Source organism: Plantibacter sp. VKM Ac-2885, from assembly GCF_015351205.1.
In the GTDB taxonomy this organism is placed as follows: domain Bacteria; phylum Actinomycetota; class Actinomycetes; order Actinomycetales; family Microbacteriaceae; genus Plantibacter; species Plantibacter auratus.
Genome location: NZ_JADKSK010000002.1, coordinates 50,721 through 74,703, shown reverse-complemented (window position 1 = coordinate 74,703; position 23,983 = coordinate 50,721). Strand labels below are relative to the sequence as shown.

Genomic DNA, 23,983 nt, shown 5'->3' with positions numbered 1-23,983 from the left:
CCGTCATGACCGCCCACTTCCGCCTCCGTACCGAGCTCGCCGGGACGATGCAGCAGGCCTTCGACCTCTCGCGGTCGATCGACGCCCACCTCGGCTCGATGGCGGACACCGGTGAACGGGCGGTCGGCGGCGTGACCTCCGGGCTGATCGGCCTCGGTGAGACCGTCACCTGGCGGGCGAAGCACTTCGGTGTGCCGTGGACGATGACGAGTCGGATCACCGCGTTCGAGGAACCCCACCGGTTCACCGATGAACAGGTGTCCGGTCCGTTCCGGACGTTCCGCCACGTCCACCTCTTCGAACCGCTCGAGCGCCCGATGGGGACGGCGCGGACCATCATGCTCGACGACGTCACGTTCTCGGCGCCGTTCGGTCCGCTCGGCGTCGTGGCCGAACACGTCGCGCTCACCCGGCACCTGCGACGGCTCATCGAGTCGCGGAACCGGTGGTTGGCTGAGGCACTTCGACAGGCTCAGTGACCGATAGGGTGCGGCTCAGTGACCGGAGGGTGCGGCGGTCCGGTCACTGAGCTTGTCGAAGTGCCGAAGGGACGATTCGGTCCCTGAGCCTGTCGAAGGGCGGATACCTCGACATCGAGATAACCCGACACCCGTCGTGCCGCGCCCTGACCGCGCACATCAGCCCCTGCCAAGATGGAGCAATGGGTGCTCGCACGAAGTCGAAACTGGCCATCATCGGGGCGGGGAGCGTCGGTTCGTCCCTCGCCTACGCCTCGCTCATCCGCGGCAGCGCCCGGCGGGTGGCGCTCTACGACATCGACGGCAAGCGGGCCTCGGCCGAGGTGCTCGACCTCGCCCACGGGACGCAGTTCACCGGTTCCAGCAGCATCACGGGCGGTGACGACATCTCGGTCGTCGCCGACGCGGACGTCGTGGTGATCACGGCCGGCGCCAAGCAGGAACCCGGCCAGACCCGACTCGACCTCGCGGGCACGAACATCCGCATCCTCGAACAGCTGCTCCCGAAACTCGTCGAGCAGGCGCCGGACGCCGTCTACATGCTCGTCACGAACCCGTGCGACGTCCTCACCGTCGCCGCCCAGCAGATCACGGGGCTGCCGCGCGAACGCGTCTTCTCCTCCGGCACCGTCCTCGACACCTCCCGGCTGCGCTGGTTGCTCGCTGAGCGTGCGGGTGTCGCGACCTCGGCGGTGCACGCACTCATCGTCGGCGAGCACGGCGACAGCGAACTGCCGCTGTGGTCGCAGGCGACCATCGGCCCCGTCCCGATCCTCGACTGGGAGCTACCCGACGGATCGCGCTTCACGGAGCAGCAGCTCGACGAGATCGCGACCGACGTCCGCACGGCCGCCTATCGCGTCATCGAGGGCAAGGGCGCGACGAACTACGCGATCGGGCTCTCCGGGGCACGGATCGTCGAGGCCATCCTCGGCGACGAGCACGCGATCCTGCCGGTGAGCACCGTGCTCGACGGGTACCACGGCGTCAGCGGGGTCGCCCTGTCGGTGCCGAGCATCGTCGACCGCTCGGGCGTGCGCTCGGTGGTCGAGGTCGCGATGTCGCCGCGCGAGGAACAGCAGTTCGCCGACTCGGCCGCCGCCGTCCGCGCGTCGCTCGACTCGCTCGGGCTGTAGCCGCCGACCCTCCTCCTCGGCTCCACCGTCCCTGTCTCAGGAGAGGTGCGGCGCGTCGCACCAAGGCGCGCCCGCCACGCCGGGCATCTCCTGAGACGGGGCCATCGGCGCCCTCGCCGGGATCTCCCCCGAGCGGCCGATGCGCGATGGGTGTCGGCCCCGATAGCGTTGCAGGACGAGGCGCGGATCCGGCCGCGCCCCTGGGGAGGCACCGGATGACCGCTGGCGTGACGATCGAGTTCGACGGACTCTCGAAATCCTTCGGGGCGGTGCAGGCGGTCGACGACCTGACGTTCCACGTGGAACCGGGCAAGGTCACCGGCTTCCTCGGCCCGAACGGAGCCGGGAAGACGACGACCCTGCGCATGCTGCTCGGCCTCGTGCAACCGACGTCGGGGAGGGCGACCTTCGGCGGTGTCCCCTACGCCAAGCTGCCGGTCCCAGCAGCGACCGTCGGAGCGGCTCTCGAGGCGGCGAGCTTCGTCCCCGGCCGCACCGCCCGCAACCACCTGCGCGTGCACGCCTCGGCAGCGCGTCTGCCGGCGAGCCGGGTGGACGTCGTGCTCGCGCAGGTCGGCCTGCTCGAGGTCGCCGACCGACGCGTCGCCGGATATTCACTCGGCATGCGACAACGGCTCGGCCTCGCGACCGCGCTCCTCGGCGACCCCGGTGTGCTCGTCCTCGACGAACCGATCAACGGGCTCGACCCCGAGGGGATCAAGTGGATCCGCGGCTTCCTCACCGCACTCGCGGCCGAAGGTCGGACCGTCCTCATCAGCTCGCACCTGCTCAGCGAGGTGCAGCAGTCCGTCGACGAGGTCGTGATCATCGCGAAGGGGCGGCTCGCGCACGTGGGCACGCTCGCGAGCCTCGACGCCGCCGACACCCTCCGCGTCGTCGTGAACTCCCCGGAGCACGAGCGGCTCGCCACGGCGCTGACCGCCGCGGGGTACACCTTCGACCAGGCCCGCTCGGGGCTCGTCGTGCACGATGTGGAGGCGATCGACATCGGCCGGGTCGCGCTCGCCGCCGGCATTCCGCTCAGTGCGTTGTCGCGGCATCGATCAGGGCTCGAGGATTCGTTCCTCGCGCTCGTCAGCGGTGGGGAGGACCACGCATGACCTCACTTCTGGCAGCCATCCGCTCCGAGTTCCTCAAGGTGTTCACCACCCGCGTGTGGTGGGGACTCGCCCTCATCCTGTTCGTGTACGTCGGTTTCGCCGCGGCCGGGGCGGCGCTCCTCTTCGCCAACATCCCGGGCGCGGCCGAGTCCAGCGGGGCCGGGGCGCAGGCGACGAGCGAGATGCTCACCCAACCCGGTCTCATCTACGGCTTCGCGACGAGCATCGGGTACGTCTTCCCAGTCCTGCTCGGTGCGCTCGCCACGACCGGCGAGTTCCGGCATCAGAGCCTGACGCCGACGTTCCTCGCGAACCCGAACCGCGGCCACGTCCTCGTCGGCAAGGTCCTGGCACTGACCGGGGTCGGCGCACTGTACGGCGTGATCGCGCTTGTCGCGTCCGTCGGTCTCGGCGGCGGCGCCCTGGCCATCAGCGGCATCGATCCGATGCTGACCGACCCCGACACCTGGGCGCTCATCGGTCGTGCGGTGCTCGCGATGGCCCTGTGGGGTGCGATCGGCGTCGGTCTCGGGGCGGTGCTGCCGAGCCAGGTGGGCGCGATCATCGTCGTGCTGGCCTTCACGCAGTTCGTCGAGCCGCTGCTGCGCCTCGCCTCCTCGTTCTCCGAGGTCACCGCGTCCATCGGCCGGTTCCTGCCGGGTGCCGCGACGGACGCGCTCGTCGGACCGAGCTTCTACTCGATGATGTCCGCTCAGCAGGACGCGCTGACCTGGTGGCAGGGCGGACTCGTCCTCCTCGGTATCGGGGTCGTCGTCGCGCTCATCGGCTACGCCACGACCTGGCGCCGCGACGTCACCTAGGCAGGGTGCGCGCGCTGGCTCGAGCCAGGCAGCCCCTCGGCGGGGAGGCGTAGGCTCGACGGACAGCCACCGACCGGTCACCGCACCGGAGACAGGAGCACCATGGGCCGCGCATACCTCGTCGAGCAGGTCGAGCACGAGGGTGGCAAGCCCACCCGGACGGTCGATCTCCGCGACCTCCCCGACACTTCGCTGCCCGACGCCGCCGTCACCGTCGACGTCGAGTACTCGAGCATCAACTACAAGGACGCCCTCGTCCTCACGGGGAAGCCGGGCGTCGTGCGGTCGTTCCCGATGGTCGCGGGCATCGACCTCGTCGGCGTCGTCGCAGCGTCGAGTGATCCCGCGTGGACGGCCGGCGACCGCGTGGCCCTGTTCGGTGACGGCCTGAGCGAGACCCGGTACGGCGGGCTCTCCGAGCGCGCGAAGGTGCGGTCCGACGCGCTCGTCCGCGTCCCCGACCACGTCTCCAGCGCACAGGCCGCCGCGATCGGCACCGCCGGGTACACCGCGGCCCTCGCCGTGCTCGCGCTCGAGCACGGCAGCGCGACCTCCGGCGCCGTCCGTGTCGGCGGGCTCCCCGTGCTCGTCACGGGAGCCGGCGGCGGGGTCGGAAGCATCGCGATCGCACTGCTTGCCGCCGCCGGCTTCGAGGTCGCCGCCTCGACCGGGCGGGTCGACGAGCTGGGTGACGCCCTGCGGCGGCTCGGCGCGGCGTCGATCGTCGACCGCGCCGAATTCGCCGAACCCGGCCGCCCACTCGGCAGCCAGCGCTGGGCGGGAGCCGTCGACTCCGTCGGCGGTCAGACGCTCGCGACGGTCCTGTCGCAGGTCGAGTACGGCGGGACGGTCGCCGCCTGTGGTCTCGCCGGCGGGTCCGATCTCCCGACGTCGGTCATGCCGTTCATCCTCCGCGGGGTCACGCTCGCGGGCGTGAACTCCGTCGAGGCGCCGCTCCCCCTGCGGCAGGCCGCCTGGGAGCGCGTGACCACCGCGCTCGACCTCGACGTCCTCGACACGCTGACCGAGACGGTCTCCCTCGCCGAGGCGACGGATGCGGCGGAACGGGTCCTCGCAGGCTCGGTCCACGGCCGGATCGTCGTCGACGTCTGCGCCTGAGCGGGCCCAAGGAACATGCCCGGCCGTCCCCAACTCAGGAGAACCACGGCGCGGCGCACGCCCACCCCGGCGACACACCGGCCGACTCCTGAGACAGGGACATCACCCGACCCGCCGTCCCTAACTCAGGAGAGTTGCGGCGCGGCGCACGCCCACCCCGGCGACACACCGGCCGACTCCTGAGACAGGGACATCACCCGACCCGCCGTCCCTAACTCAGGAGAGTTGCGGCGCGGCGCACGCCCACCCGGGCGACCCACCGGCCGAGCCCTGAGACAGGGACACCGCCCAGCGCTCCAGGAACGCGACAGCGGCCGGTGCCCGAAGGCGACCGGCCGCTGCCGACGGAACTGCTGAGACTCAGTAGCCGGCGGTCGACATGACCGAGCCGAGCGCGACGGCGTAGAAGATGCCGCCGATGATGCCGAGCACGACGAGGATGATGCCGATGATGACACCGATCTTCGCGAGCTGGTTCGGGTAGCCGGCGTCCTTCGACTGCTTCTGCGCGACGAGGCTGATGATCAGGCCGACGAGCGGCACGACGATCGCGAGGATGAGGCCGACGAGGCCGAGCGTCTTGCCCGGGTAGTCGGCGGGCAGGGCGCCGCCCGGCTGCTGCGGGGCGTTGTACTGGGGTGCGTTGGTCATGATGGTTCCTCTCGAGGATGGTAGATGCGCCACGGGCGCGAGCCAACAGTAGTGGGTTAGGTACCCGACAGGCGATGGGGACAACTCCCCAATCGACCGGATGTCACCGGGTTACGGGCAGGTGATGGTGGTCGTGCCGTCGGTGTGGACACCGCTCCCGAGGGAGGCGCACGCCTCGTTGAACGCCGCAGCACCGATCGCGATACCCGCGATGGTCGCGATGATCGCGATGACGATGAAGACGATCGACAGGATGAGGCCGACCTTCGCCAGCGTGTTCTTGACACCCGCGTTCTTCGACTGCACCAGGGCGACGATGCTGAGGATGAGGCCGATCGGCGGGGCGAGGAAGGCGAGGATCAGGCCGACGATGCCGAGCGTCTTTCCGGCGGTCGCGTCGCCGCTGGGAGCTGCGCCGCCGGAATACGCGGGAGCCGAGCCGTACTGATCCTTCGGGGGCTGCGGCGCCTGGGGAGCCTGCGGCGGCTGGCCGGGGTATTCACCGGGAGGAGGAGTCGACATGGGCGTGGTCCTTTCGAACAGGCGGATCTGCGGAGGTTCGAGCGGGCCCAGAATACCGGTCAGACGTCGTTTTGTGCCCTGTTCGAGGCAAATGATTGCGCACGGCCCTGATCAGCGCCAGGATGCGCGGACACCGCGTCCTCGCCGACGGTCCGGATCCAGCCGAGACCGCCGCGCGTTCAGCAGCTCGACCTAGTGCAGATTGAGGGCGGCGATGAGCTCGGCGCTGCGACGGGTCGTGATGATGAGCCGCGAGTACTCCGCGTCTTCGAGGTCGATGACGACCGACGGTTTGGTGCCCTTGATGACCAGGAAGTCCATGCCACCGTGGAACTTCCACTGGCCGATGGCGAGCGTCAACGGGATCGCGGTGCCCGGCGCACGGATGCCCCGGACCCAGATCCACGGGTCGTCGGTGATGGTGGCGGAACGGATGCTCGACCGTGGCACGACGACGTTGCTCCGACGCAGCGAGAGCGCTTTGTCGTACGCGGACAGCTCGATCTCCAGTCGGTCGGGGTGCAGACGCAAGGAGGCCATGCCTCTAGTCTGCCAACCCCCACCGACGTTCGCGTTGCCGGAAGTTCACAAAGCGGTAACGCATGCCCTGTGCAGCGTCCGACGTCGGCGGCGGGGCGACCGTCCGACTCAGCGGATGGCCGCCGCAGCCGCTCGGGCCGCCGCGGGCAGGGCGTCGACGATGCGCCCGATCGCCTCGTCATCGTGCGCCGCGGAGACGAACCAGGCCTCGTACACGCTCGGCGGGAGCGACACCCCAGCGTCGAGCATGCGGTGGAAGAACGCCGGGTAGCGGAAGGCGTCCTGCCGCAGGACCGCGGCGTAATCGGTCGGTGCCGTCTCGCTGAAGGCGAAGGAGAACAGGTTCCCGGCGCGCTGCACGGTGTGCGCGACCCCGGCCTCCGTGAGCGCGTTCGAGGTCGCCTCGGACACGATCGCGGCCGCCGCGTCGACCCGACGGTAGACGTCCTGGTCGGCCAGGCGCAGCGTCTCGATGCCGGCGGCGAGGGCCACCGGGTTCCCCGAGAGCGTGCCGGCCTGGTAGACCGGGCCGGTCGGTGCGAGCAGGTCCATGAGCTCGGCGCGCCCACCCAGCGCAGCGAGGGGCATGCCACCGCCGATGACCTTGCCGAAGGTGAAGAGGTCGGGCTGGTACACGCCGACGGGGATGCTGATGGCGCCGGTCGAGTTCGCGACGGCGTGGTTGCCGGCCTCCCAGGCCTCTGCGCCCGGGACGGGCTCCGTGCCCGGCGCGACGGCGGCGAGTCCGCGGTTGTCGAGCCCCCACCAACCGGCGGAGGAGACGCGGAACCCGGTGAGCACCTCGTCGATGATGACCAGCGCGCCGTACTCGTGCGCGAGCTTCACGACGCTCGCGTTGAACCCGGGAGCCGGCGGGACGACGCCCATGTTGGCGGAGGCCGCCTCCATGATGATCGCGGCGATGTCCTGGCCGCGCTCGGCGAAGACCTCGCGGAGTGCCGCCCGGTCGTTGTAGGGGACGACGATCGTCTGGGCTGCCGTCTCGGCGGTGACCCCGGCGGACCCAGGCAGGGCGAGGGTCGCGACGCCCGACCCCGCTTCGGCGAGCAGGCCGTCGGAGTGGCCGTGGTAGTGCCCGGCGAACTTCACGATGAGGCTGCGACCGGTGGCACCGCGCGCGAGGCGGATCGCCGTCATGGTCGCCTCGGTGCCGGTGGATACCATGCGCAGCTTCTCGATCGGCGCGACGCCGGACGCCTGGACGCGCTCCTTGACGAGCTCCGCGAGCTCGGTCTCGGCCGGGGTGGACGCGCCGAAGGAGAGGCCGCGCGCCGCAGCGGCCTGCACGGCCTCGACGACCTGCGGGTGCGCGTGTCCGAGGAGCGCGGGGCCCCACGCGCTCACGAGGTCGACGTACTGCACGCCCTCGGAGTCGGTGATGTAGGGTCCGGTCGCGGACACCATGAACCGCGGCGTGCCGCCGACGGAGCGGAAGGCACGGACGGGCGAGTTCACCCCACCGGGGATCGACCGCTGGGCTCTGGCGAATGCTGCGTCGTTCATCGGGTTCCTCCTGCACGCAGACCGCGCGCCTCATCCAACCAACCGGCGAGTTCGACGGCCCAGTAGCTCAGGACGGCCTCGGCTCCGGCGCGCTTGATGGAGAGCACCGACTCCTCGATCGCGCGTCGGCGGTCGATCCAGCCCTGCCGGGCGGCGGCCTCGATCATCGCGTACTCGCCGGACACCTGGTACGCCCAGACCGGGATCGACACCGTGTCCGCCACGTCGGCCAGGACGTCGAGGAAGCTCCCTGCGGGCTTCACCATGACGATGTCGGCGCCCTCGGCCTCGTCGATGAGCGCCTCGCGCAGACCCTCACGACGGTTGGCGGGGTCGAGCTGGTAGGTGCGGCGGTCGCCCTGCAGCTGCGAGTCGACGGCCTCGCGGAAGGGGCCGTAGAGCGCGGACGCGAACTTCGCCGAGTAGGCGAGGATGATCGTGTCGTCGAACCCGGCGGCGTCGAGCGTCTCGCGGACGGCGGCGACCTGGCCGTCCATCATGCCCGAGAGGCCGAGGAGGGCCGAGCCGGACTCGGCCTGGGCCAGCGCCATGTCGCGGTAGCGGTCGAGCGTGCGGTCGTTGTCGACGCGCCCGCGGTCGTCGAGGACGCCGCAGTGTCCGTGGTCGGTGAACTCGTCGAGGCAGAGGTCGGTCTGCACGACCAGGGCGTCGCCCACCTCGGCGACGAGCGCGCGGGTCGCGACGTTGAGGATGCCGTCGGGGTCGGTCGCGCCGGAACCCACGGCGTCGCGCTCGGCCGGGACGCCGAAGAGCATGACCCCACCGATGCCGGCCGCTGCCGCCTCAGCCGCGGCCCGCTTGGCGCTGTCGACGGTGTGCTGCCGGACACCCGGCATCGAGGAGATCTCGACCGGCTCGGCGACGCCCTCCCGCACGAACATGGGGAGCACCAGCTCCGCCGGGTCGAGTCTCGTCTCGCTGACGAGGCGACGGATGGCCGGCTGCTGCCGGAGACGACGGGGACGGGTCTCGGGAATGCTCACCCGTCCAGCCTACGCGCCGCTGCCGACGCGCCCTCCCGGTTCGCGCAGGGCGTGAAGCCGGTCAGCGGATCCCGTGGCCGGCGTCCTCGTCGCGGTTCTGGCTGAGCGCCACGGACACGATCGCCTCGATCAGCGAGTCGACCGTCTGCTGCTCCGCCACGACGTCGACCCGGAGCCCGTAGCCTCGGGCGTCACGAGCCGTGCGGGGTCCGATCGCGGCGATGACGGTGCTCTCGGGGATCTCGGGGAATTGCGAACGGACCTGCTCCGCCACGCTGCCCGAGGTGACGAGGATGGCACGCACCCGGCCGCTGGCGACGTCGGCGACGATCTTCTCTGCCACCGGGACACCGACCGTGCGGTAGGCCACGACGGACTGGACGTCGTGTCCGGCGGCGATCAGGCCCTCCGTGAGGAGCGGCTTGGCGATGGCCGAGCGGAGCGTGAGGATGCGCTTCGGGTGCGGTTCGAGCGCCGTGAGCTCCTGCACCATGCCCTTGGCGGAGTTGTCCTTCGCCGGCACGAGGTCGACGCTGTAGCCGACGGCGGTGAGCGCGGCAGCGGTCGTCTCGCCGACGGCGGCGACCCTCGTCGTCTCGGGGATCCGGATCCGCTGCGAGGACAGCACGTCGACCGTGGTCGCGCTCGTCACGGTCAGCCAGTCGAACTCGCCAGCCTCGAGCGCCGCGAGCGCGGCCCCGAGGGTCTCCGGGTCGTCGGTGCTGGCGAAGTTGATCATCGGGGCGACGACAGGCGACCCGCCCTTGCCACGGACCGTCCCGGCGACCGAGTCGCCCCACGGACCGCCGCGCGGCACGAGGACGCGCCACCCGCCGAGCGGCTTGGTGGCGGTGGGAACGGTGTTCGACTTCGTCCAGTCCTTCACGCAGCGCCTCCCAGCGGGGCGAGGTCGGCTGCGCCGGCCTCGATGAGCTCGTCCGCGAGCGAGACACCGAGCGCGTCGGCCGCTTGCAGCAGCTCCCGTCCGTGTCCGTCGCCGGAGAACCCCTCCGCGCGGCTCTCCCGGTGGATCATCTCGGTGCCGTCGAGCGAGTAGACGGCGGCCTGCAGCACGAGGTCCTCGTCGTCGAGCCAGGCTGCGGCACCGACGGGGGCCGAGCAACCGGCCTCGAGTCGACGGAGCACGGCCCGCTCCGCCGTCGCCTGCCAGCGGCTCGGCGCGTGGTCGAGCAACGCGATGGAACCGGCGATGGACGATTCGTCGTCGTCGAGGCACTCGATCGCGAGCGCCCCCTGCCCCGGCGCGGTCGGCCAGGTGTCGAGGTCGAAGAGCCCGGTGACGGCGTCGAGGCGTCCGAGGCGGGTGAGACCGGCGGCCGCGAGGACGACGGCGTCGAGGTCGTCGTCGATCCGGCGCAGGCGGGTGTCGATGTTGCCGCGGATGTCGACGACCTCGAGGTCGGGCCGGATGCGCTTCAGTTGGGCGATCCGACGCGGTGAACCGGTGCCGATCCTGGCACCCTGCGGCAGGTCGTCGAGTGAGCGGTCGTCGGAGGCGCACAGGGCGTCGCGCGGATCCTCGCGCATCGGCATGGCGGCGATCGTGAAGCCCTCGGCCGGAGCCGTCGGCAGGTCCTTCAAGGAGTGCACGACGAGATCGCACGCGCCGTCGAGCAGGGCGTCGCGGAGCGCGTTGACGAACACACCCGTCCCGCCGATGGTCGAGAGCGACTCGCGACTCGTGTCGCCCTGCGTCGTGACGGTGACGATCTCGACGTCCTCACCGGTGGCCGCCGTGAGGGCGTCGGCCACATGACCGGTCTGCGCCAGCGCCAGGGCGCTGCCGCGGGTTCCGATGCGAAGGGTCATGGGGCGATCCCCGAGAACGCCGGTTTGAAGCCCAGCCGGGCGTTCTCGCAGCACCCGGGGCGGCAGACGTCGTACCAGGGCCCGAGGTCGGTCATGTGCGGTCGGTCCTCGACGGGCGTGCCGTCGCGGCGCTCGAGGACGAGGTCGACGAGTCCCTTGACGTAGGCGGCGGCAGTGCCCGGCGTCGGGACGCGGACGGCGGCCAGGCCGTGCTCGCCGGCCGTCTCGATGGCCTCGTTGTCGAGGTCCCACATGACCTCCATGTGGTCGCTCACGAAGCCGAGCGGCACGATGACGATCGCCTTGCGGCCGGCGGCGGGCAGCTCTGCGATCGCATCGTTGATGTCGGGCTCGAGCCACGGCATGCTGGGCGGGCCCGACCGGGACTGGTAGACGAGCTGCCACGGCACCGAGACACCGCTGCCGACCGCGCCGCCGAGGACACCGGCCTCACGGAGCTGGTCGATGGCGTTCGCCATGACGACCTCGGCCACCGCGAGGTGCTGGGCCTCGTACGCGCCGTGGTCGCCGAAGCCGCGGAAATCGGGGCCGGAGCGCGCGGCGTCGCCGGTGGGGATCGAGTGCGTCGCGAAGAGCACCTCGATCTCCGTCTCGGCGGAGAGATCGGGCTGCTCGCGCAGGTACTCGGCGATCGCCTCACGGACACCGTCGATGAACGGGGTCACGAAGCCGGGGTGGTCGAAGAACTGACGCACCTTGTCGATCTGGATCTCGCCCTGGAGGTTCGTCTCGTCGACGGCGATCGCGAAGTCCTCGCGGTACTGCCGACAGCTCGAGTACGAGGAGTAGGCGCTCGTGGCGATCGCGATGAGCTTCGTGAAGCCGCGCTCGTGCGCCTCGGTCAGCGCGTCGCGCAGGTACGGGTCCCAGTTGCGGTTGCCCCAGAGGACCGGGAGGTCGATGCCGCGGGAGGCGAGTTCGAGCTCCAGGGCCGCCTTGAGCGCACGGTTCTGGTCGTTGATCGGGCTGACGCCGCCGAAGTGACGGTAGTGGTGGGCGACCTCTTCGAGACGCTCCTCGGGGATGCCGCGACCGCGCGTGACGTTGCGGAGGAACGGGATGACGTCGTCCTGGCCCTCAGGCCCGCCGAAGCCGGCGAGGAGGATGGCGTCGTAGTCCGTCGGCTCGGAGACGTGCTCAGGACCGGCCGCTGCGGCGTCGGTCGCGCCGCGGACGATGCGCTCGGGGGACTCTGCTCCGGTGCTCCCCAGGTTCATGGCTGCCATCAGCGCACCACCTCCAATGCCTCGGCGGGCGTGATACGGCGGCCCGTGAAGAACGGCACCTCTTCGCGCACGTGGCGGCGCGCTTCGGTGTTGCGCAGGTCGCGCATGAGGTCGACGAGTTCGACGACGTCGTCGGCCTCGAGCGGCAGGAGCCACTCGTAGTCGCCGAGGGCGAAGGAGGCGACGGTGTTGGCGAGCACACCCGTGAACGCCGCACCCTGACGGCCGTGCTCGGCGAGCATCTTGCGACGCTCCTCCTCCGGCAGGAGGTACCACTCGTAGCTGCGCACGAAGGGGTACAGGCAGAGCCAGCCCTTCGGCTCGATGCCGCGGAGGAACCCGGGGACGTGCTGCCGGTTGAACTCGGCGTCGCGGTGGACGCCCATGGCGTTCCAGGTGGGTGCCAGCGAACCGAGGATGGCGGTGCGGCGCAGCTCGCGGAGGCCGGCCTGCAGGCCCTCGGCGGTGTCGCCGTGGAGCCACAGCATGAGGTCGGCGTCGGCGCGGAGGCCGGAGACGTCGTAGATGCCGCGCAGGGTCACGCCCTGGGCTTCGACGAGCGCGATGGATGCTTCGAGTTCGGAGACATGCTCTTCGCCGAGCGGCAGCGCACTCGCCGGCTCGCGGCGCAGGACAGCCCAGAGGGTGAATCCTGAGGGGCCAGTCGGGGTGGCTGAGTCGGTCGGGTGGTGCGATGCCTCGGCAGAGGCCGGGTGAGTCATAGTCCTATCCTCACCCAGTTCGGTCGATTGGGCAAAAGGGGCAGGTCACGATTGACACCGAGCCCAGCCTCACCGCCGATACAGTCGGGTGATGACCAGCGAGCAACCTCCCGTCGAGTACCACGTCGCCAGAGCGGCCGAGATGGATCCGGTGACGCTCTACCGCGTGCTGAAGATCCGCGTCGACGTCTTCGTCGTCGAGCAGACGGCGCTCTTCGCCGATCTCGACGGTCGCGACATCGAGGACGGGACGCTCATCGCCTGGGCGCAGGAGGGCGACGAGGTGCTCGCGACGATCCGGATCCTGACCGAGGCCGAGCACTCGGAGATCGGACGGGTGGCCACCGCGTTCACCGCCCGCGGGCGGGGTCTCGCCGCGGAACTGATCCGCCGCGCCGTCGCCGACCACGGGCATCGGGAACTCCGCATGGGCGCCCAGAAACGCCTCGCCGACTGGTACGGCCGGTTCGGGTTCGAGATCAGCGGCCCCGACTACGTGGAGGACGACATCGTGCACGTCCCGATGACGCGCGTCGCCACGCCGAGCGACTGACCGGCGGCGGGACGCGTCAGCGCGCGATGGCGCGGACGATGCCCCACACTGCCAGCCCGGCCGCACCGGCGAGGCCCGCGACACCGGCGTAGAAGACCGCCGGGCGTTCGACCTTGACGGTCGCGATCTGCACGATGGCACGACGCTTGGCGCGGTGCACCTGCTTCGGGACGTTGAGCTTGTCCTCGATCGCGTTCAGCGTGGCGACGAGCTCGGCACGAGCCTGCTCGGGCGAGGGCGTCGCCCCCGGGAACTGGTCAACGGTCATACTCGCCGAGTCCCTTCACTGCCTTGATGTCTTCCTTCACGTTGTCCATCGGGCTCGGGTCCTCGTTGATCTTCTTGAAGTACCGCAGCGCGATCAGCACGAGGACCGCAGCGACGAGGACGAAGAGCACGAAGACGCAGAGCGCTGCCAGCCACGAGGGCATGACGAGCGCGAGCGCGAGGATCAGCACGGCGACGAGCACGCCGACCGCGAAGAAGAGGAACACCGCGGCACCGGCGACGAAGGCCGCGCCGATACCCGCGTACTTGCCCTTGTGGGCGAGCTGCGTCTTGAGGTTGGCGATCTCGGCCTTGACCAGGTTCGAGACGACCCCCGGCAGCTGGCCGACGAGGGTCAGGAGGGACTCGTCGCGCTTGTCGTAACGCGGCTCCGACCGGTTGCGGTCACTCATGAACGGCATCGTCGGTGCTACTCGCCGCTCTTGGGCTTCGGAGCCGTCGTCTTGGGCGCGGCAGGCTTGCGCACTGCGGGCTTCGAGGCCGACGACGTCGAGGTGCCGGAGGCCGTGCGGGCGTCCTTGACCGTCTCGGACACGTCCTGGACGGTGTCCTCGGTCTTGGAGATGGCCTTATCGAGCTTCTGGCCGGGCGTCGAACCCTGCTGGCTGACGACCTTCGCGACGGCGCTGACGCCGCTCCACAGAGCCGCGGGGACCTCGCTGATGCGTGCCTTGGCGAAGTCCTCGACCTTGCCGCGCTGCGCGCGCACCGGCTTCGCGTTCCACAGCTTGACCCACTGCGTCTTGATCTGCTCGTAGCGTTCGCGTCCGGCGCGGGTACCGAGCACGTAGCCCGTGAGCCCACCGACGACGAACATGACCTTGCCCTTCATGGCGCCTCCGTCTGTTCGAGTGGTGCTGTGATGCTGCATCCAACGGGACCAGCGTAGTCGGGTGTCACTCCGACGCCACCATCCGGTCGGGGGTTGACAGGAAAAGATGCCGGGTCGGGCATATGGGCGCGTCTACCGCTGCAGCGCCTGATGGCGGAGTCGTGCCGCCGCCTCGTGGGCGTCGGGGACCACCGAGGCGAGCCCCGTGCCCGACAACCAGGCACCCGTGACCGCGAGGTCGGGCACCTCGGCCACCGCTTCCCGGATGGCCGTCGAGCGTTCACGCTGGCCGCGCGCGGCGGTCGGCTGCGTCCCCGTCCAGGAGATGCGGTGGAAGCCGCGGACGCTGCCCGGGTCGAGCTGGACGCCGAGCATCACCGACGCATCGTGCAACGCCGTCGAGAGCAGCTCCTCGTCGGTCAACGCGCTCGTCGCGTCGGCCTCGCCCTGACGGCCGAAGGACAGGCGGACGACGTGGCGGTGCTCGCCATGCTCCTTCGCGCGGTCGGCGAGCCAGGCCCACTTCGCCGTCGCGTGGGTGAGCGCCTTGGCGTGGAGCGTCGAGCCGGGTGCGACGAGCAGCCCGGAGCCACGCGGTGCGGCGTCGAGGGCCGGTTCGTCGAGCACGATCGTCACGAGCTCGATGGGCGCGGGCAGGACCGGGTCGCCCGCGTCGTCGCCGGCGGCGGGGAGGTCGCGGAGCGCCGGCCCGACGTCGGCCAGCAGGTTGCGGGCCGGCTGCTCGGGCGTCGCGATGAGGACCAGATCGGCCTCGAGCACCCGGCCGTCGGTCAGGGCGACGTACCAGGGGGCTTTCGACGCACCTGCAGCCGCGGGACGCTCGCTCATCCGCGGGAGGCCGGCGTCGCCGAGGCCGACACCCGGTCCGTCCACGTCGATGTCGAACGGGTTCCGGGAGATCGCCGTGACGGCGACGCCGGTGATGAGCGTCGACCCCCACCGCTCGAGCTCCGCGGTCAAGCCGTCGACGAGGACGGTCATGCCACCGTCGAGGCCACCGACCGCGGCACCGGCGGGCGCGTTCTCCCGGAGGGCCGCGACGGCGAGGGACAGCGCCCCGGTGCGGGTCAACGCGGCGTTCAGCCCGGGAGCCGCGCGGTCGACGTCGAGGTCGTCCGGAGCGGCCGAGTAGACGCCCGAGGTGACCGGTGCGACGAGGAGGTCGTGGACGGCCGCGCCCATGCGCTTCCGGACGAGCGCACCGAGGTTGTGCTCGGTGCCGATCGTGAGCGGCGGGCGGATGCGGTCGAGATAGGCGCGCAGGGCACCCTTCCAACCGATGACCCGACGGACGTCGTCGGCGAGGGGGTTCGTCGGGATGCCCAGCAGCCCCGCCTTGGGGAGCGGGACACTCCGCTGCGGCTGTCCGGGCTTGGCGACGTGCAACCAGGCCCCGGCCCGGTTGGGACGCACGACGCGGTCGGTCAGCCCCAGCTGCTCGATGAGCTCGGCGACCGAGCCACCGCGCGTCGCGAAGCTCTCGGCACCGACGTCGACGCGGAGACCTGCGACCTCGGCGGCCGCGAGCGCGCCACCGAACGACTCCTGCGCGTCGACGACCGTCACCGAGATGCCGACCTTGGCGCAGTCGACCGCGCCGACGAGTCCGGCCACACCACCGCCGATGACGACGAGACGCTTCGGCTCGAGACTCATGCGGGCTGCCAATCGTGGGCGAGGGCGACGATGCGAGTCAGGACGTCCGGGTCGGTCTCGGGCGGGACCCCGTGGCCGAGGTTGAGGACGTGCGACGGCGCCGCCGTCCCGCGCTGGAGGATGTCGAGGACGTGCGCCTCGAGGACCGGCCATGGGGCGGCGAGCAGTGCCGGGTCGATGTTGCCCTGCACGGGGACGCCGCCACCGAGACGTCGGATGCCCTCGTCGAGCGCCAGCCGGTAGTCGATCCCGACCACGTCGGCGCCGACCCGGTGCATCGCACCGAGCAGTTCACCGGTCCCGACGCCGAAGTGCACCTTCGGGACGGGGAGGTCGGCGACGTGCGCGAGCGCGGCCCGGGAGGCCGGGGCGACGTGACGCTCGTAGTCCTCGAGGGAGAGTGCCCCCGCCCACGAGTCGAAGAGCTGCGCGGCCGACGCGCCGGCGAGCACCTGGGCGCGGAGGAAGCGACCGGTGACGTCCGCGCACCAGGCCATGAGCTTCGCCCACGACGCCGGGTCGGCGTGCATGAGGGTGCGGGCGGCGAGGTGGTCCTTCGATGGTCCGCCCTCGACGAGGTAGGCGGCGAGTGTGAACGGCGCACCCGCGAAGCCGATGAGCGGCGTGCGGCCGTCGCCGATCCCCGCGAGCCCGGCGACGGTGAGCGCGACGCCCTCGCGGATCGGCGCAAGCGTGTCGTCGAGGACGGCCGGGTCGAGCGCGACGAGCGCGTCGACCTCGGCGGCCGTCCGAACGGCGGAACCCATGACGGGACCACGGCCCGGCACGATCTCGACCGCGACCCCGGCCTGCTTGAGCGGCACCACGATGTCGCTGAAGAAGATGGCCGCGTCCGTCCCGTGCCGTCGGATGGGCTGGAGGGTGATCTCGCTCGCCATCGCCGGGTCGAGGCAGGCGTCGAGCATGGCCGTCCCGATCCGCAACTCGCGATACTCGGGCAGCGACCGGCCGGCCTGACGCATGAACCAGACGGGCGTCCGCTCGGGGCGGGTGCCGCGGTACGCGGTGATGAGCGGCGACGACTGGGTCACGCCGGTGACGAGGGGGTGTTCGGGTGGGAGACTCACCCCTCCATCCTCCCATTCCCGCGCTGAGCGCGGCATGGGCGAAGCCCCGCGATGCGCGGCCCTGCCGGTGCGGACCGTCCGGCGACGGCCCGCACCGGAGTCCGACCGTGGTTCAGAGCCGGTGCGACACGCTGCACGAGTGGTCGTAGCCGACCGACTCGTCGAAGGTGAACTCCACCGTCGCCACGAGATCGTCGATGGACGGCGACGCGGAGAGGTCCTGCCAGATCCCGAGCGAGTGCCACTGGCCGTCCTGCTTCATCGAGTCGGGCGAGTGGATCCACCGCGTCGCCCCGCCGTTCTGCGACAGGCCGAGGTCGATGTTCGCCTTATCGCCAAAGGGCGCACCGCCGGCGGTGATCCGGTACTCCTCCAGCGAGACGGTCGTCTTGCCCGAGGCGTCGCTCCCGTTCCAGACCAGGTGGACCTCGCCGGTCGCATGGAACAGACCACCCGTGTACGTGCAGGTGACCACGACATCGCCTCCCCGTGGGTACGAGGCCGGGGCTGGGGCCGCACCCATGAGCCCGGGCGTGACCATCGCTGCCGCGGCGGCGAGCGTGACGACTCTCCTGAAGTGCTGCATAACGTTCTCCTTCGATCGTTGTGTTCCGTTCGGTCGAACGGCTTGATCCGTAGTATTGCATCTGACATTTCATATGTCAGTACCCGACTGGTGGTGAGGGTGCCCTGAGCGACATCCCGGGAGCCCGACAGCGCCGCTCGGGTAGACTCATCGGGTGCTCATGTGTGTGACGGCGAGCCATAAGAACGCCACCTTCGACCTCCTCGAACGACTCTCAGTCGGTGCCGAGGGCGTTGCCGCGCGCCTGGTCGAGCACCACGAGTGCGTCTCGGGTGCCGTCGTCGTGGCCACCTGCAACCGGTTCGAGGCGTACATCGACCTCGACGAGCCCGTCACCGCCGCCGCATCCGTCGCCTTCGAGGCCGCTGCGGAGGCCGTCAGCGAGACCACCGGCATCCCCGCCGAGCAGCTGCGGGAGGTGTTCGACCTCAGCGTCGGCACCGCGGCAGCCGAGCACCTCTTCGCCGTGTCGGCCGGACTCGAGTCCGTCGTCGTCGGTGAGGGCGAGATCGCCGGCCAGGTGCGGCGCTCCCTCGAGGCCGCTCGCGCCGGTGGCACCACCAGCTCCGAGCTCGAGCGCCTGTTCCAGCGCGCGTCCCAGACCTCCCGCGGCATCAAGAACCGCACGCCGCTCGGGCGCGCCGGTCGCTCCATCGTGCGTCTCGCCCTCGACCTCGCGGAGAGCCGTATCGACGACTGGGCCACGCAACGCGTGTTGCTCGTCGGCACCGGTGCGTACGCCGGCGCGAGCCTCGCCGCCCTCCGCGACCGCGGCGTCACCGACGTCCTCGTGTACTCGCCCTCCGGCCGCGCCGAGAAGTTCGCGCGCTCGCACGAGATCGGCTGGATCGGACACGACGACCTCGCCCGCACCACCGGCGAGGTCGACATCATCGTGACCTGCACCACCGCCGAGGGCCACGTGGTCGACGCCGAACTGCTCCGCGCGGGTCGCACGGCCGTCGCCGCCGACCACCGTGCGCGAGCCGCGGCTGCCACGGACGCACCGACGCTCTCGCTGGTCACCGCGGCCGCCGCACCGGCCGCACCCGAACCCACCGGGGTCTCCGCACTCGCCCACGACGTCATCACCGAAGCCGCCGCCGAGTGCCCGGTGCCGCACGCCTCGGCCCAGCTCGTCATCGACCTCGGCCTGCCGCGCAACGTCGACCCCGACGTCTCCACCGTCGCCGGTGTGGTGCTGCTCGACCTCGAGACCATCCGCATCCACGCGCCGCTCGAGGAGCTGCAGGCCACCGAGGTCGCGCGCTCCATCGTCAGCCGCGCCGCACAGAAGTTCGCCGCGGTCGGCGAGGAGCGCAGCCTCGAGCCCGCCGTCGTCGCACTCCGCAGCCACGTGCACGCACTCGTCGAGGCCGAGGTCGCCCGCGCGACCGCTCGCGGCGACGACGATGGTTCGACCGCCCGTGCACTGCGTCACCTCGCCGGAGTGCTGCTGCACGAACCGACGGTGCGCGCACGGAACCTCGCCCGCAACGGCGAGCAGGCCGCGTACACGACTGCGCTGCAGACGCTCTTCGGCATCGACGTCCCGCAGACACCGGCGGTCGTCGCGCCGCTCGCCGACGCCGACTCGGCCGCTTCCGCCTCCTAGGCTTCCTGGCGGTACCGGGGCTCTCGCGTCGGGCAACTCCGGTCACCGAGCCGAACCCCGGTCACCGAGCCTGTCGAGGTGCGCGAACACGCGACCGACCATGGACGTTCCCCGTGGGCCCTTCGACACTTCGACAGGCTCAGTGCGGCGCAGCTCAGGGACCGGAGAGGGTTACCGCGCAGGGAACGAGTCAAGCACCGCCCTTCGACACTTCGACAGGCTCAGTGCGGCGCAGCTCAGGGACCGGAGGAGGGTCACTGCTCAGGGACCGGAGGAGGGTCACCGCACAGGCAACGGGACGGGAGGGGCGCTGGAACGACGAACGGGCACCGGCGCGATGCCGATGCCCGTCGTGATCCGCCTGCGGAGCAGGCCGTGGATCAGTAGTCGTAGTTGTAGTCGTACGAGCTCGCGCCGGCGATCGCGCCTGCGATGATCAGGAAGTAGAAGATGATCACGATGATGCCGGCGAGGACCGACACGCCGCTCACGATGGTGCCGGCGAGGGCCAGGCCACGGCCCTGCTCGCCGGTGCGCTTGATCTGACCGAGCGCGATGATGCCGAGCACGAGGCCGACGACGCCGAACCCGACGAACGGGGCGATGAGCGAGATGATCGCCATGACGTTCGTCTTCGGGCCGGTCGGCTGCGCGTAGCCGTACGGCGCCTGAGGCTGTCCGTACGGAGCGGCGGGCTGGCCGTAGGGGTTCTGCTGCTGCCCGTAGGGTGCCTGCGGCTGGCCGTAGGGGTTCTGCTGCTCGCCGTAGGGAGCCTGCGGCTGACCGTACTTCGGCTGCTCGCCGTACTGCGGAGCCTGCTGGCCCGGCTGCTCACCGTAGGGCGAGGGCTGGCCGTACTGCGGAGCCTGTTCCCCGTACTGCGGAGCCGGCGGAACCTGCGATTCGCCGTAGGCCGGCTGCTGGGGGTTCTGGCTCTGACCGTATGGGTCGTTCGGCTGGCCGGAGTTCGGATCAGTCATGAAGGTGCACCTCGCGCATAGGGGTTCGACGAACGGACTCATGCTTGCAGCGTGCCGTCGCCTTGTCAACACAGGGTAACCCGCGATCCCTGATGTTCACTGGGCTCGCGCGGTGCGCACCGGAGGCGGTGGCAAGATGGACGAGGGGGTGCGGATGGACGAGGAGTCGGTGGCGGAAGCCGAGGACGTGACGCTCGCCGACGCCCCGCCGGTCGCCGAGCGACCCGGCGCGCTGACCATCGCCGGGATCGTCGCCGTCGACTGGGTCCACTCGGTCGTCTGGCACACGCGGGCCTTCTTCAGCGGCCGCATCCCGAAGGAGTACGCCCGCGGCGACGCGAGCCGACCGGTCGTCGTCCTCATCCCCGGCGTGTACGAGACCTGGGCGTTCCTGAAGCCGGTCGCAGACCGCCTGAACGCCGACGGCTACCGGATCCGCATCGCCCGCGGCCTCGGGTACAACCGCAAACCCATCCGCGACACGGCGGCCCGCTTCGCCCGCGCACTCGGACGGCTGCCGAAGCCCGTGGCCGGGTGCGTCATCGTCGCGCACAGTAAGGGAGGGCTCGTCGGGAAGGAGCTGCTCCTCACCGAACGCGAGCGGCTGGGCCTGCTCGGGGTCGTCGCGATCTGCTCGCCGTTCTCCGGATCGGTGCTCGCGAAGTACGTCGTCGATCCGAGCCTCCGCGCGTTCCTCCCGACGGACGAGACCATCGTGGCGCTCGGGGCGCCGCACGACGTCAACGCCGACATCGTCTCGATCTACAGCACCTTCGACCCGCACGTGCCGTCCAGCAGCGTGCTACCAGGAGCGACGAACGTGCTCCTCCCGGTGCCGGGTCACTTCGTGATCCTCAGCACGGACGAGCTCAAGGACGCCGTGGAACTCGCCGTCGACGGGTTCGCCGATCGGGTGCGACCCGCGCTCGACACCGAGCGCCCGGCCGACCGGTGAGCCGCGCACCCGAGAGCTCTGGCAGCGCGCTCCCCGACATCCTCGTGTCCGCGGTCGCGATCGTCCGCGGACGGCGGGTGCTCATGGTGACGGCTCGCGGCCGCGACGTCCTCTACATGCCGGGCGGGAAGATCGACGCGGGCGAGACGCCGGCCGAGGCCGCCGTCCGGGAGGCACGCGAGGAGGTCGCGGTCGAGATCGATCCGGCACGGGTGTCGCCGTTGTTCACGGTGGTCACGCAGGCGCACGGCGAGCCCGACGGCCAGCTCGTGCGGATGCACGTCTTCGCGGCCGAGACGGACGAGACACCGACGCCCTCCGCCGAGGTGAGCGCGGTCCACTGGGTGGGCACGGAGTCACTCGACCGCTGCCCACCCGCGGGGCGTGAGGTGCTCGAGCGCCTGGCGGCGGCGGGGCTCATCGACTGAGTAGCGGGTGGGGTCCGGTCCCCGAGCCTGTCCAAGGGTGAAAGCCTTCGACAAGCTCAGGGGCCGATGAACAACTGGGACCGGACAGCCCACGAGTCAGCCACCCCGGTCACTGAGCCTGTCGAAGTGCCCACGGACACGCCCTTCGACAAGCTCAGGGACCGGCGGAGTTGAGCCCTTCGACAGGCTCAGGGACCGGAGGAGTGAGACCGGCTCAGTGCACGTACTCGAGGAGGTCCTGGCCGAGGATCCGGACGGCGTCGACCACCCCGAGGCGGGTGCCGAGCTCCGTGTCGTCGTAGCTCGTGCACACGGCGTAGCTCACGGCGCCGTTCGGGCCGCGGAGGATACCCGCCTCGGCTCGCACGCCGACCCCGGAACCGGTCTTGTTGAAGAGCTGGATGCCGTGGTCGGGCTCACGGTGGGCCAACGGGTCGAGCCCGAAGCCCGAGGCGACGAGCGAGAGGTCGGTGTTGAGCGACAACCAGGCCAGGACCCGGCGGCTCGTGGTCGCGTCGACGATCTCGCCCGTCGCGAGCGCCTGGAACAGCCAGGCGAGTTCGCGGGCGGACCCGACGGAGAGCTGCGGCGCGTTGTCGGGTCCGCGGTGGTCGCGGACGATGTCGAGGAGGGCCGTGCGCTTCAGCCCGATCTCCTCAGCACGGTGGCGGACGGCGTCGAGACCGATGTGGCGGAGCAGGACGTTCGTGGCGAGGTTGTCGCTCGTCGCGCCGACGAGGGCAGCGAGGTCGGCGACCGGGAGAGACGGCGCTTGGAGGTGCTGCCAGATCCCGGAGTCGGCGACGGCGTCGAGTGGTTCGCGGTCGAGGATGGTGAGGCCGCTGAAGTCGGCGTCGCCGAGGCGGGCCGCGACCTCGATGAGGAGGAGGACCTTGCCGATCGAGGCGGTGGGCACGACGACATGGTCGTCGGCCGACATGAGCATCTCGCCGGTGGTGATGTCGTTGATCCGGAGGCTGACCTGCGCGCCCGACGCGGCCAGCTCGCCGAGGGCGCTGAACCCGCGGGTGAAGGGTTCGATCTGGGCGGAGGCACGGTGGCGCCCTCGACGCGCATCGCGCGAACGGCGACGTTCCGACTCGTGCACTCGTGAAGCCACGGCTGACCGAACTCCTCTGCTCCAGATGGTGATCCCGACGATCCTGCGGGTGTGGACCAGCCCCGGTCAGCCCACTCGACGGGCGTCCGACGACCCGCGCAGCGGGCCTCCGGATGTGCCGTCCACGGTATCGTAAGCGCCCTTCGCGCTGGCTGCGAATCTGGGCCTGGGAACGTCGTTCCCGGGCGCGTCGGTCCGACATCCGTCGCTTCCATCGCCCGCGAATCCGGTCGGTCCACCGCCCGGATCCCGCAGGTTTCAGCTCGTGATCAGCCGCGGGCGCGGGCTGGGAACTGGGTCGCGAACTTGCCACCGCTGACGTCGATCAGCGCACCGGTGACGTAGCCCGCCTGGTCGCTCGCGAGGAACCGTACGATGTTCGCGACGTCCTCCGGTTCCTCCCATCGGCGCACCGAGAGCGTGTCGAGGAGTTCGTCCTGCTGCGCCGTCGGGAGATCGGCGAAGCCGTTCATCGCCGTCGGCACCATGCCGGGTGCGTAGGCGTTCACCGTGATGCCCCACGGCCCCAGCTCGCTCGCGAGGACCCTGGTCAACTGGACCACCGCGGACTTGGACGCCGCGTAGGCCGCGCTGCCGACGCTCGGGATGACGGCGGCGAAGCTCGCGGCGTTGATGATGCGGCCGGAACGCTGTTCCTTCAGATACGGGATGACCGCCTTCGACACCCGGAAGACGCCGCCGACGTTGACGTCGAAGCACCTGGTCCACGCGGCGTCGCTCGTCTCCTCGAGCAGTGACTGCACGTTGATCCCGGCGTTGTTCACGAGGACGTCGATCCCTCCGAGCCCGGTGGCAGCCGCCGCGACCGCGCTCGACACCGAGTCCTCGGATCGCACGTCACACGTGATGGCGACGAGGTCGCCGTGGTGGGACGCCACGAGCGCGTCGAGGGAGGAGACGTCGAGGTCGAGCACCGCGACGCGGGACCCCTCGGCGAGGAAGGACTCCACGAGGGCGAGCCCGATCCCTCGAGCACCTCCGGTCACGATCACCCGTCGGTCCGTCAGGTCCAGCAGCATCGGTGTCTCCCGTCGTCCGAGCGCATCCGTCGACGCGCCGACCCGGTGTCGACGGCCGCGTACGCACCAGGCGAGTAAAACATACTTATGGTCGGCCAGCTCGCT

Annotated in this window: 27 protein-coding genes; 9 read left to right on the top strand and 18 right to left on the bottom strand. The window is 70.9% G+C overall.

Annotated elements, in window-relative coordinates; translation table 11 throughout:
* Positions 1-5 precede the first annotated feature (5 nt).
* The 5 genes from ITJ66_RS12930 (at position 6) to ITJ66_RS12910 (ending at position 4,676) form a co-directional block, all read left to right on the top strand.
* The gene (locus ITJ66_RS12930) at positions 6-479 is read left to right on the top strand and encodes an SRPBCC family protein (RefSeq protein WP_194644880.1); all 474 of its coding nucleotides are present in this window, start codon (positions 6-8) and stop codon (positions 477-479) included.
* Between the two features lie 182 nt (positions 480-661).
* A complete protein-coding gene (locus tag ITJ66_RS12925; protein ID WP_085514293.1) occupies positions 662-1,615 on the top strand; it encodes an L-lactate dehydrogenase in 954 nt (317 codons plus the stop codon).
* Between the two features lie 215 nt (positions 1,616-1,830).
* Positions 1,831-2,736, top strand: coding sequence for an ATP-binding cassette domain-containing protein (locus tag ITJ66_RS12920; RefSeq protein ID WP_137244235.1), 906 nt, complete (start codon positions 1,831-1,833; stop codon positions 2,734-2,736).
* Positions 2,733-3,557, top strand: coding sequence for an ABC transporter permease subunit (locus ITJ66_RS12915; RefSeq protein WP_079706366.1), 825 nt, complete (start codon positions 2,733-2,735; stop codon positions 3,555-3,557). Before ITJ66_RS12920 ends, ITJ66_RS12915 begins: the two co-directional genes overlap by 4 nt.
* Positions 3,558-3,659: 102 nt before the next feature.
* Positions 3,660-4,676: an MDR family oxidoreductase gene (locus ITJ66_RS12910; RefSeq protein WP_192019938.1), complete on the top strand. Its 1,017-nt coding sequence runs from the start codon at positions 3,660-3,662 to the stop codon at positions 4,674-4,676.
* A gap of 360 nt (positions 4,677-5,036) precedes the next feature.
* Here ITJ66_RS12910 and ITJ66_RS12905 read toward each other — a convergent pair whose 3' ends face one another.
* The 9 genes from ITJ66_RS12905 to hemQ form a co-directional block, all read right to left on the bottom strand.
* Positions 5,037-5,327 (bottom strand): hypothetical protein, encoded by a 291-nt coding sequence (locus tag ITJ66_RS12905; protein ID WP_064294905.1) that lies wholly within the window; start codon positions 5,325-5,327, stop codon positions 5,037-5,039.
* Positions 5,328-5,438: 111 nt separating this feature from the next.
* A complete protein-coding gene (locus tag ITJ66_RS12900; RefSeq protein WP_194602680.1) occupies positions 5,439-5,849 on the bottom strand; it encodes a DUF4190 domain-containing protein in 411 nt (136 codons plus the stop codon).
* Positions 5,850-6,041: 192 nt separating this feature from the next.
* Positions 6,042-6,389 carry a hypothetical protein gene (locus ITJ66_RS12895; RefSeq protein ID WP_137244238.1) on the bottom strand — a complete coding sequence of 116 codons (348 nt, stop codon included), beginning with the start codon at positions 6,387-6,389 and terminating at the stop codon, positions 6,042-6,044.
* 108 nt (positions 6,390-6,497) lie between these two features.
* A complete protein-coding gene (locus ITJ66_RS12890; protein ID WP_137244239.1) occupies positions 6,498-7,913 on the bottom strand; it encodes a glutamate-1-semialdehyde 2,1-aminomutase in 1,416 nt (471 codons plus the stop codon).
* The gene (gene hemB / locus ITJ66_RS12885) at positions 7,910-8,917 is read right to left on the bottom strand and encodes a porphobilinogen synthase (protein ID WP_194644879.1); all 1,008 of its coding nucleotides are present in this window, start codon (positions 8,915-8,917) and stop codon (positions 7,910-7,912) included. Before hemB ends, ITJ66_RS12890 begins: the two co-directional genes overlap by 4 nt.
* Positions 8,918-8,978: 61 nt before the next feature.
* The gene (locus ITJ66_RS12880; protein WP_194644878.1) at positions 8,979-9,803 is read right to left on the bottom strand and encodes a uroporphyrinogen-III synthase; all 825 of its coding nucleotides are present in this window, start codon (positions 9,801-9,803) and stop codon (positions 8,979-8,981) included.
* Positions 9,800-10,747 (bottom strand): hydroxymethylbilane synthase, encoded by a 948-nt coding sequence (hemC, locus tag ITJ66_RS12875; protein ID WP_064294911.1) that lies wholly within the window; start codon positions 10,745-10,747, stop codon positions 9,800-9,802. Before hemC ends, ITJ66_RS12880 begins: the two co-directional genes overlap by 4 nt.
* Complete coding sequence (locus ITJ66_RS12870; RefSeq protein WP_228501919.1) at positions 10,744-11,994, bottom strand: ferrochelatase; 1,251 nt, start codon at positions 11,992-11,994, stop codon at positions 10,744-10,746. The genes hemC and ITJ66_RS12870 overlap by 4 nt, the downstream gene beginning before the upstream one ends.
* Positions 11,994-12,716 carry a hydrogen peroxide-dependent heme synthase gene (gene hemQ, locus ITJ66_RS12865; RefSeq protein ID WP_064294913.1) on the bottom strand — a complete coding sequence of 241 codons (723 nt, stop codon included), beginning with the start codon at positions 12,714-12,716 and terminating at the stop codon, positions 11,994-11,996. The genes ITJ66_RS12870 and hemQ overlap by 1 nt, the downstream gene beginning before the upstream one ends.
* A gap of 91 nt (positions 12,717-12,807) precedes the next feature.
* Between hemQ and ITJ66_RS12860 the strand changes: the two genes are divergently transcribed.
* Positions 12,808-13,269 (top strand): GNAT family N-acetyltransferase, encoded by a 462-nt coding sequence (locus ITJ66_RS12860; protein WP_071260458.1) that lies wholly within the window; start codon positions 12,808-12,810, stop codon positions 13,267-13,269.
* 16 nt (positions 13,270-13,285) lie between these two features.
* Here the strand turns inward: ITJ66_RS12860 and ITJ66_RS12855 are convergent, their stop codons facing one another.
* The 6 genes from ITJ66_RS12855 to ITJ66_RS12830 form a co-directional block, all read right to left on the bottom strand.
* Positions 13,286-13,537, bottom strand: coding sequence for a DUF3618 domain-containing protein (locus ITJ66_RS12855; RefSeq protein WP_079003603.1), 252 nt, complete (start codon positions 13,535-13,537; stop codon positions 13,286-13,288).
* Positions 13,527-13,949 carry a phage holin family protein gene (locus tag ITJ66_RS12850; protein ID WP_064294953.1) on the bottom strand — a complete coding sequence of 141 codons (423 nt, stop codon included), beginning with the start codon at positions 13,947-13,949 and terminating at the stop codon, positions 13,527-13,529. Before ITJ66_RS12850 ends, ITJ66_RS12855 begins: the two co-directional genes overlap by 11 nt.
* 17 nt (positions 13,950-13,966) lie before the next feature.
* The gene (locus tag ITJ66_RS12845) at positions 13,967-14,428 is read right to left on the bottom strand and encodes a hypothetical protein (protein ID WP_228501918.1); all 462 of its coding nucleotides are present in this window, start codon (positions 14,426-14,428) and stop codon (positions 13,967-13,969) included.
* Between the two features lie 93 nt (positions 14,429-14,521).
* Positions 14,522-16,066 carry an NAD(P)/FAD-dependent oxidoreductase gene (locus ITJ66_RS12840; RefSeq protein WP_191942046.1) on the bottom strand — a complete coding sequence of 515 codons (1,545 nt, stop codon included), beginning with the start codon at positions 16,064-16,066 and terminating at the stop codon, positions 14,522-14,524.
* Positions 16,063-17,190, bottom strand: a complete 1,128-nt coding sequence (gene hemE, locus ITJ66_RS12835; protein ID WP_194644877.1) for a uroporphyrinogen decarboxylase — start codon at positions 17,188-17,190, stop codon at positions 16,063-16,065. The genes ITJ66_RS12840 and hemE overlap by 4 nt, the downstream gene beginning before the upstream one ends.
* 76 nt (positions 17,191-17,266) lie before the next feature.
* Positions 17,267-17,740, bottom strand: a complete 474-nt coding sequence (locus ITJ66_RS12830; RefSeq protein ID WP_137244244.1) for a hypothetical protein — start codon at positions 17,738-17,740, stop codon at positions 17,267-17,269.
* A gap of 154 nt (positions 17,741-17,894) precedes the next feature.
* Between ITJ66_RS12830 and ITJ66_RS12825 the strand changes: the two genes are divergently transcribed.
* The gene (locus ITJ66_RS12825) at positions 17,895-19,355 is read left to right on the top strand and encodes a glutamyl-tRNA reductase (protein ID WP_194644876.1); all 1,461 of its coding nucleotides are present in this window, start codon (positions 17,895-17,897) and stop codon (positions 19,353-19,355) included.
* Between the two features lie 380 nt (positions 19,356-19,735).
* On the opposite strand, the gene ITJ66_RS12820 is transcribed toward ITJ66_RS12825, so the two are convergent.
* Positions 19,736-20,335, bottom strand: coding sequence for a DUF4190 domain-containing protein (locus ITJ66_RS12820; protein WP_137244246.1), 600 nt, complete (start codon positions 20,333-20,335; stop codon positions 19,736-19,738).
* 112 nt (positions 20,336-20,447) lie between these two features.
* Between ITJ66_RS12820 and ITJ66_RS20190 the strand changes: the two genes are divergently transcribed.
* Positions 20,448-21,290 carry a hypothetical protein gene (locus ITJ66_RS20190; protein WP_194644875.1) on the top strand — a complete coding sequence of 281 codons (843 nt, stop codon included), beginning with the start codon at positions 20,448-20,450 and terminating at the stop codon, positions 21,288-21,290.
* On the top strand, positions 21,287-21,718 hold the full coding sequence (locus ITJ66_RS20185; protein WP_370582649.1) for an NUDIX domain-containing protein: 432 nt from the start codon (positions 21,287-21,289) through the stop codon (positions 21,716-21,718). Before ITJ66_RS20190 ends, ITJ66_RS20185 begins: the two co-directional genes overlap by 4 nt.
* A gap of 214 nt (positions 21,719-21,932) precedes the next feature.
* Here the strand turns inward: ITJ66_RS20185 and ITJ66_RS12805 are convergent, their stop codons facing one another.
* Positions 21,933-22,838 carry a serine hydrolase gene (locus tag ITJ66_RS12805; RefSeq protein ID WP_064294922.1) on the bottom strand — a complete coding sequence of 302 codons (906 nt, stop codon included), beginning with the start codon at positions 22,836-22,838 and terminating at the stop codon, positions 21,933-21,935.
* 269 nt (positions 22,839-23,107) lie between these two features.
* Complete coding sequence (locus ITJ66_RS12800; RefSeq protein WP_194644874.1) at positions 23,108-23,878, bottom strand: SDR family NAD(P)-dependent oxidoreductase; 771 nt, start codon at positions 23,876-23,878, stop codon at positions 23,108-23,110.
* Between the last annotated feature and the right edge of the window lie 105 nt (positions 23,879-23,983).